This window comes from Shewanella sairae, from assembly GCF_023283535.1.
Taxonomy (GTDB): Bacteria; Pseudomonadota; Gammaproteobacteria; order Enterobacterales; family Shewanellaceae; genus Shewanella; species Shewanella sairae.
On the sequence record NZ_JAKILT010000094.1, the window covers coordinates 1 to 7,863 of the forward strand.

General features: G+C 39.1%; 9 protein-coding genes and 1 pseudogene. 3 read left to right on the forward strand and 7 right to left on the reverse strand.

The annotated features are described in order from the left end of the window. The first annotated feature begins 22 nt into the window (after nucleotides 1-22). Nucleotides 23-265, forward strand: a complete 243-nt coding sequence (locus tag L2748_RS22260) for a hypothetical protein (protein ID WP_220783256.1) — start codon at nucleotides 23-25, stop codon at nucleotides 263-265. 442 nt (nucleotides 266-707) lie between these two features. Next, nucleotides 708-966: pseudogene (locus L2748_RS22270) on the forward strand (IS6 family transposase); the annotation flags it as partial. 347 nt (nucleotides 967-1,313) lie between these two features. Here the strand turns inward: L2748_RS22270 and L2748_RS22275 are convergent. From L2748_RS22275 to L2748_RS22305, 7 genes are all read right to left on the reverse strand, one after another. Then, nucleotides 1,314-1,976, reverse strand: coding sequence for an AcfA family outer membrane beta-barrel protein (locus L2748_RS22275; protein ID WP_220783253.1), 663 nt, complete (start codon nucleotides 1,974-1,976; stop codon nucleotides 1,314-1,316). Between the two features lie 18 nt (nucleotides 1,977-1,994). Next, nucleotides 1,995-3,437 (reverse strand): DUF5666 domain-containing protein, encoded by a 1,443-nt coding sequence (locus L2748_RS22280; RefSeq protein WP_220783252.1) that lies wholly within the window; start codon nucleotides 3,435-3,437, stop codon nucleotides 1,995-1,997. A 141-nt stretch (nucleotides 3,438-3,578) separates the two neighbouring features. Beyond that, nucleotides 3,579-4,757, reverse strand: coding sequence for a sensor histidine kinase (locus tag L2748_RS22285; protein ID WP_220783251.1), 1,179 nt, complete (start codon nucleotides 4,755-4,757; stop codon nucleotides 3,579-3,581). Next, nucleotides 4,754-5,449: a response regulator transcription factor gene (locus tag L2748_RS22290; RefSeq protein ID WP_220783250.1), complete on the reverse strand. Its 696-nt coding sequence runs from the start codon at nucleotides 5,447-5,449 to the stop codon at nucleotides 4,754-4,756. Before L2748_RS22290 ends, L2748_RS22285 begins: the two co-directional genes overlap by 4 nt. Nucleotides 5,450-5,542: 93 nt before the next feature. Continuing rightward, a complete protein-coding gene (locus tag L2748_RS22295) occupies nucleotides 5,543-5,929 on the reverse strand; it encodes a NirD/YgiW/YdeI family stress tolerance protein (protein ID WP_220783249.1) in 387 nt (128 codons plus the stop codon). 330 nt (nucleotides 5,930-6,259) lie between these two features. Further along, complete coding sequence (locus tag L2748_RS22300) at nucleotides 6,260-6,613, reverse strand: hypothetical protein (protein WP_220783248.1); 354 nt, start codon at nucleotides 6,611-6,613, stop codon at nucleotides 6,260-6,262. Next, entirely contained in the window at nucleotides 6,606-7,265 is a 660-nt protein-coding gene (locus L2748_RS22305; RefSeq protein ID WP_220783247.1) for an AAA family ATPase, read from the reverse strand. The genes L2748_RS22300 and L2748_RS22305 overlap by 8 nt, the downstream gene beginning before the upstream one ends. Nucleotides 7,266-7,454: 189 nt before the next feature. Here L2748_RS22305 and L2748_RS22310 point away from each other — a divergent pair, with 189 nt between their 5' ends. After that, a complete protein-coding gene (locus tag L2748_RS22310) occupies nucleotides 7,455-7,709 on the forward strand; it encodes a hypothetical protein (RefSeq protein WP_220783255.1) in 255 nt (84 codons plus the stop codon). Nucleotides 7,710-7,863 lie beyond the last annotated feature (154 nt).

Consider the following 7,863-nt stretch of genomic DNA (forward strand, 5'->3'; position numbering starts at 1 on the left):
TATAATGGCGGCTTGACCCCAAATGAATCTGAACGAAGATTTTGGAATACGTACAAGTCCGTGTCCAGTTTTACTTGACCACTACAGTTTCGTCATGATTGGTGATAATAGTGGTGGTATCGCAGTTTTGATGAATGAAAATGATATCAGTGTCTATGAAGTAGATATGGGAGCTATGGATAAAGAATCCATGGAGAAGTCAGCTGATAGCTTATCTCAATTATTAATCGAGTATAAAGGGAAAACTCTTGATTATAGAGATTAGTAAAAGTATGTTAGAAGAATGGGGTCGTGTCTTGATAGTTAGGAATTTCAATCCTTATCATCAAGTGGAATTTCGATGTTTAATGGCTATTTGAGGCGTAGTTGATTTGAAATAGGGTGGATAAAATCCTTAGCGATTGGTTTGTTGATGTTTTTTTTCAGCTAATTGCCGGTTTTTAGATGCGAGACTGTAACTAATTCTAGGCGGCTACTCCAAGGCGCCGTGATTCACGCATGCTCATTCGGCGCCCGTCCAACAATTTGTTATGAGCCGCACCTTTTGTAAACCCCCTAAAAACCATCCTATTACTGCATAATATGCATTGGTACGGTTCGTTTCTTGTGAGTCCTTTATATAGCTTCGCATAAGAGGGTTCTGTCGCAAAGTTTGCACACATAATTTGAGGGCAGGTGGTAAGCTACTGTTTTTTGCGATCGCATCTATGTCTCTTTGCTTTAAAGGCAAGCAATACCCAGCCGAGCTCACCCCAAGCTGTCCGTTATTACGTCGCTTATGCATTGAGCTTCCGTAATATTGAGGAGATATTTAAAGAGCGCGGTTTAGGGATGGATCATGCTACCTTGCAACGCTGGGTCCAGGAGTATGCGCCTAAGCTGGAAAAGGCGTTCAGAAAACGAAAAAGTAAGGTGTCTTCATCCTGGCGAATGGATGAAACCTACGTCAAAATCAAAGGCGTTTGGTATTAAGGGTTCTCTGACTAAAAGAACGGTTTGTCACCACGCTCCTCTGTAACCCTTGCTATCACAAGGCTGTAGCCAAAAAATCGATTTAAAAAACTCCTACATTAAAATATCTAACCAACTGAATTAACAGTAAATATTCAGTACCTGTAAATTCATATTTTTTATTCCTCTACAAATCTCACAAACGTTCGTTTGTGAGAATTGATTAATAGATAATTTGAGCGTTTCACAAAAAACGATACTTTTGTCTCATAAAACCGATCAAATTACATACTCAATAAAGGAATCACTCATTATTAATGATTCTAGAGAAAAAAAGCTGACCTTTCGGTCAGCTTTTAGTGTTAAAAATGGTAACTGGTCGCCAATGCTAACTGTGTCACTGAAGCGATATTGTCGGCTTGATAATGAGCGGACAAACCAACTTGCCATTGAGGTACAATAAAGTAGTTTACCCCTAACTTTGCTATACCACCTAACGCATCCGCTTTGCTCTCACCCAGTGTCGAGCGTAATACTGACTGCTCGATATCATCGTTAATGATAGCTTCAAATTCATTCGTTGAATGACCATCAAAACGATACTGCGAATAGGTCAGGCCTAATCCAAGAGTTAGTTGCCATTTATCGTTCATTGTATGAGACCATGTAGGCATAATGTAAAGCTGATCAGATACCATATCTGCATCCCACTCAGTCTCATGGAGTGCATCTAAGGTTTGACCGCCGAAGTTATGAGACACGATACCATTGAAGTTCTCTTTGGATTGATCGACTTGATAATGGTTGTAACCGAACTCCAGTGCAAAAGTGTCGCTAATATGATAACCAACAAAAGCACCGAAGGTCTCAGAACTACCATCTGGCGTCAGAGAAACTTGATCATCAACAAAAACCATTGTCTCATCAGTACTTACATTGGCAATGCCATATTGAACACCAATATAAGGTGCTGCTAGTGCGCTGCTGGAACACAAAAATAAAAAAATTAAGGCTGCTTTTTTCATAAAATTTACTCTTGATACTTAGTCATCAAATTGACAAAAACTAATAGTGTTATTGGTTTGATTGAATCGACACTCTACTTCAACCCTTAATCCCCAACGTGCAGTTATGTCTTTGAGACTGTTATCTACTGAGTGATACCCCCACAACGAATAACTTCCATCTACAATCGTTACGACTCCTTCAAGGTCAATCTCTGGCTCAGAATTAAATTCATTTTCGACTTCCCAAACTAAATTGGATTGACTGTCCATCATGCCTGACAAGGATACCCAAGTTGGAGTATTCCAGTTTGCAGGATGAATATCTTCCCACTCTGCAAATTGGCTCACAATAAATGTGAAACCGTTTAAGGTAATAGTATTCGTCGCTTGGTTATAGCTTGCTAAGCCTTCTACACTAAACTCGCCAGTAGTGCTTGGAGGCGTAGTTGGTGGTGTCGTTGGTGGGATAACGGGTGGATTTTCGCATCCATAGTCACACTCAACTTCAAGGGCTTGAATGGTGTTGTTTATCCAGCGTCCTTCTACTTCAATAAACATATCGGGCTTAATGACGGGATGAGCGCCATTGTATGGGAAGTCTTCATATTTAACTGCATTAGCTGGCAATTCAATTGTACGCGAACCATTAAGCAACAACTTAGTCACACGCCCCGTTGTTTTATCAGTACTGACCTGAGTCACGCGCCCCTCAACCTCAATGCTGGTATTATCACCATAATCGTAATCTTCTAGCTCTACCTCTATAGCGACGATTGTGGAGTCTTTGAAGCTACCGGATACTTCAACCCATTGACCGTTTTGTAAAATAAACGGCACATTAATATTACTATAGTTGACAATCATGGTTCCTAGGTTGAAGGTTTTTGCTGTCGCGTTAAGGTTAGTAATCACGCCTTCTATTTCACCAACAACATCACCTCCGGGCTGTACGTTATGCTCTTCTAATTCGATATAGCTCGCCTGAATAGTGTTTTGGTCAACAGTAAACCCACTGATTTCCAGTACCTTTCCAACCACACTGGCATCCAATACCAATCCCGTTTCCAGCTTGGCGCCTTGAGCTATTACTGATTTCCCTGCCATTATCAGTATTTTGGTTTCAGTATCAATCGCAGTGACAGGGGCAACAAGTAGGTCATCGTATATGACCGATTGAACAGTCTGATTGCCATCTGTGTGTAACGTCAGCACCATACCGAGTGCTAAATTATCAATGGTTTCAATTGTTGAGCGGGTTTGTTTTAGATGCCCAAAGTCAACGTTGTAGCGCCCAACAGTGGCGGCACCTGTTGCCTTATTTAGTGCCGTCAACTCCCCTTCGATGATTTCGGGTAATTGAGTTACCGGTGGAGTTACCGGTGGAGTTACCGGTGGAGTTACTCCACCTTCGTTAGAATCAGAGCCTCCACAAGCAGCGAGTAATATAATTGTTGGTAAAATCAGTGCAAATTTTTTCATTATTCCCCCATGAAACATATTGTTTTAACGTTGTTCTTAGGAGGATTATAACTTCGAAAGTGTACACTAACTTTGCGTAAACCTTACATTTTTGTAAGGTTTACGAATATTTACAGCTGACAAATGATAAAAAAAAGTTAATCACCCCCGTAAAGGAAGAGTAATTTTTATACCTAAACCAGGATGACAATCAAAAAGGCTAATATGACCATGATGAAGCTCAGTGACCGCTTTGACTAATGATAGTCCCAGTCCAAGACCTTCATCATTTCGAGCCTTATTTCCTCTGTAAAGTCGTTCAAACACTCGTGTTTTCTCACTGTCGCTTATACCTTGGCCATTATCTTCAACAGTTATAATGAGTTCTGACTCAAAGGCTTGACATGATAAGTTAATTTGACTTCCTTCAGGACAATACCTCAGCGCATTCTCTATCAAGTTTGCTAACGCTTGTATCAATAACTCTTGGTCCCCTAATAGGTATATTGGAACGTTCGAATTATGCACTTGTAAGCTCAATCCTGCATCTTCTGCAACATCAGTATAAATATCTGCGATGGTAGCTAAAACACTGGTTATATTTAGAGAGGCAAAACGCTGACGCCTATGGCCTGATTCAATTTGAGAAATGCGTAACAAAGCATCAAAAATTGTTGCTAATCGCGCTGACTCGTTAATTGCCTGAGAGAGGCGTATATTCAATTCATCCTTTTGTAACTCTTGATAATTACCAGTTTCTTTTAGTGATTGCAGATTGTGCTGTAATCGAGTGATAGGTGTTTTTAATTCGTGAGCGATATTCGCTGAAATATCATTCATGCTGGCAACAGCTCCTTGTAACTGAGATAGCATTTCATCGATAGCATAACCAATTCTGCTAAGATCATTTTCCATTATAGATTCATTGGTCCTAGCAGAAAGATTGCCTGCAGCAGCATCATGCAGTACTTTTTCAATCCCTTCTATTTGGGATTGATTCATTCTTGTCGTATAAATAATTACCGCAGTGGACAAGATAAGAACGAGGAGCCCCGACAAGGTAAAGCCTGCTTCCAGAATCGTGATGACATCATCTTCATCAATAGGGTCGTCGTCAATTTCGCTTGCCTCCCCCTTCATGAATGCTTCAATCTTTTGCTCTATCTCATCATTGAGCTCATCAAGGTGATAATCCACATAAGATATCGTTATTGAAGACATTAGAATGATACTGACGCAAGACGTGATGATAAGCATCCCTCCTTGCTGTATTGCAGAAGTTTTAAGCCAATTAGGAAAGTAATGAGATTTTGAGAGTCTTGCAAAGATCGAGCGCATCATTTTTGCCCTTCCGTTCTATACTCAAGCTTATAACCCGCCCCACGAACAGTATGAATTAATTGATCACCAAAAGGTTTTTCAAGTTTTTGCCTAAGTCGACTGATATGTGTTTCTACCACACTAGTTTGTGGCTCAAAATGAATATCCCACACATGTTCTAGCAACATTGTGCGGGTGATAACTTTACCTGGGTGCCTTAGAAATAACTCTAAAATGCGAAATTCTTTGTGCTGTAACCTAAGTGGCAGCCCTTGCCGCGTAACAGTATGCTCAGATAGATTGAGTTTAAGATCCCCATAAGATAGTTCATAAATATTGGGTGTTGAAATTGCACTGGCTCGACGCGATAGTGCTGATAACCGGGCTAATAACTCTGTAAATGCAAAAGGCTTTGTTAGATAATCGTCGGCTCCCGCGTTAAGACCGTCGACTCGATCATCAATTCCGCCGAGGGATGTAAGAAAAAGGATCGGAATTGATATTTGGGATGCTCGCATGGCCTTTACGAGTGATAGACCATCTAAACCAGGGAGCATCCGATCAATGATGGCGAGATCAAACTGTTCCATCAAACAGATTGATAATGCATGTCTGCCATTATCGACAGATTGAACGGAGTTCCCCGCCTCTGTTAGACCTTTTTCAATATAACGACTTAAGTTTATATCGTCTTCAACAAGCAGGATCTTCATGTTTACAGTTCTTGTATAGTTGTGAGGGGATAGGAATATAGGCCGTTCTTTAGATAGAACAGCCTTAACCATAAATGCAGGGCAATGCATTGATTAATTTGCTAGTTGTACTCTTTTTACATCAATAGTTGCGGTCTGAGCAAAATCTTTATCCACTTCGCCGTAAATAGTAATTCGAGTATCAGGATTAATAGATAGACCGAACCATTTATCATTATCAATTTCAACAGTAATCGATCCTGTTTGATCAACAAATTGATACATTTCCCCGCCGATAGTGGCTGATATATTTCCAGTTAATACAACCGGAGTGTCATCGTTTGCATTTAATGCCGTGGCCACAGAATGGATCCCTTGAAATGGCCCGTTGAAACCTTGTTGAACGGCAGGTCCATTGAATCCTTGCGGCGTAGATGCAAGCACGCTTGCAGACAATAACATAACAGGAAGTGCAGATAGTGCAGATTTGATAATAGTCATTTTAAGAATCCTAGAGTGTTCGTGAATGTACGCAAGGATAATATCAGTGCAATTATACAGGGACCTTTCTGCTACTTTACATTTGTGTAAGACTTTAAAGTTTAATACCCCACCATTAATCAAAATGTACTGCTACAGCAAGCGACCCGAGCCAGCGCTCTGTAATAATGATTTGCATAATTTTTAAAATATGAATTTGCAAACACTTGATATTTTCTGTCAATTCAATTGGTTAATGATTATATAGATAAAGTTTTAAAATCGATTTTATGGCTACAGCCTAGTGGTGGCAAGGGTTACAGAGAGCGTGGTGACAAACCGTTCTTTTAGTCAAAGAACCCCTAGAAGATCGCCATTGACTGCATAATAACTTATTAACTTATTAACCGATTCAAAGAAATCATCATCATTCAATTGATCAAAATATGTTGTCATCGCAATAACTAGCTCTGAACGATTTATTTCCTTCTCTCCATCTTCTCTGTTGTATGCGATAGAGTTATATTTTTTAACTAAATCTTGTAGCATTTTACCTTCACTGACCGTGGCTGAAATGGTAAAAGGTTTTTTCTTATCTAACTTATTTGGAATTATTATTTGTGGTGCGCCTTGCTCAGCACCTTCTACAAAAGCTGTTGAGTCTTTAAGTAACGAATTACTTTTCTTTAGGCTATCTCTAGACATTTTCAAAATTCATTACCTCTTTTAGTAAGCAGCTAAACTCAGCTTTTGCTTTTGAGTTGTTCCATTCATGTACTCCTACGGCGTCTGCAAATGAATCTCTATATGCTTTTCTTTCATGGATCACCGAGTTCATCAGTGAAAACTCTGGGTATTCTTGTAGTAATTGACGAGCTTCAAGTTTTTCTTTCTGAGAGTTTGTTGGCGACATGTTGATAAAAACATTTACATTAAGATTTTCATTGTAATCTCTCGCGTGATTAACTGTTTCTGACATGTGTTCCATCAATTCTAAATCAGCCTGACTTGCTTTTGTAGGCATTAGCATTAAATCACAAGAAAGCATCGCGCTTCTCATTTCTCTGCTATCTCTACCTGCAGCATCAACAATTACCCATTTATAATTTTCAGACTCTCTCTTGATTTGTTTGCTTATGTTCCCTTCTAAACGAATACAAGGAAATGAGGGAGAACCATTTTCTTCTCTACGTTGGTTCCATCTGTAAGTTGTTGCTTGAGGATCTGCATCTATAAGAAGGATCTCATTGAAATCACCATTAAATTTTTCTGTAGCCAAAGCTACAGCAAGATTAACTACTGTGTTCGATTTACCTACACCACCTTTTTGGTGTGCAATAAGTATGACCTTTCCCATATATGCCTCCATTTATTGAATAAATGGTAGAGTAAATTATTTTAAAAATAATGCAATAATTTATTTAGTTATTTTCAAAATAAATTATCACCATAATAAGTTATTTTCAAAATAACTTATTATAAAGTGTTAAAAAGGGTGTGCAATTCCGTTAATCTTGATTTTGTAACTAAGTCAAGAGGGATGAGTATGTCAGAAGTTAAGAAGCAACATGGTGGCGCTCGACCAGGTGCAGGACGTAAGACTAAGTACGCATCAACAGTGGTGACGCGAGTACCTGAAAAGTATCTTGATGTGATCAAGGCGCTTATTCATCATTTGGACGAATGCGAAATGGTGGATAGAAATTATAATGACATGGTATCGGAACCAATATTTTTACGTTCTTTAAAAGACAAACCACAAGCGGTGATATTTAAAGTTTCTGCCATTAAGAAAACATGATTAAGTTACATAATCATGTTCCGTATTATGATTTTTAAAATGTCGCATAGTTCACCAAAGTTGGTATCGAAAAACACTCGTATATTGATACCTGCTATCTTAACTTAATATCGGCATCATAAAATTAGGGTGTAGCTTTAATGGTACCTCGATC

Bases quoted from the DNA above. Each gene is read 5' to 3' on its own strand.
- L2748_RS22260 (WP_220783256.1), top strand. From the start codon at position 23: ATGAATCTGAACGAAGATTTTGGAATACGTACAAGTCCGTGTCCAGTT.
- L2748_RS22310 (WP_220783255.1), top strand. From the start codon at position 7,455: ATGTCAGAAGTTAAGAAGCAACATGGTGGCGCTCGACCAGGTGCAGGA.
- L2748_RS22275 (WP_220783253.1), bottom strand. From the start codon at position 1,976: ATGAAAAAAGCAGCCTTAATTTTTTTATTTTTGTGTTCCAGCAGCGCA.
- L2748_RS22290 (WP_220783250.1), bottom strand. From the start codon at position 5,449: ATGAAGATCCTGCTTGTTGAAGACGATATAAACTTAAGTCGTTATATT.
- L2748_RS22295 (WP_220783249.1), bottom strand. From the start codon at position 5,929: ATGACTATTATCAAATCTGCACTATCTGCACTTCCTGTTATGTTATTG.
- L2748_RS22305 (WP_220783247.1), bottom strand. From the start codon at position 7,265: ATGGGAAAGGTCATACTTATTGCACACCAAAAAGGTGGTGTAGGTAAA.
- L2748_RS22285 (WP_220783251.1), bottom strand. From the start codon at position 4,757: ATGATGCGCTCGATCTTTGCAAGACTCTCAAAATCTCATTACTTTCCT.
- L2748_RS22300 (WP_220783248.1), bottom strand. From the start codon at position 6,613: ATGTCTAGAGATAGCCTAAAGAAAAGTAATTCGTTACTTAAAGACTCA.
- L2748_RS22280 (WP_220783252.1), bottom strand. From the start codon at position 3,437: ATGAAAAAATTTGCACTGATTTTACCAACAATTATATTACTCGCTGCT.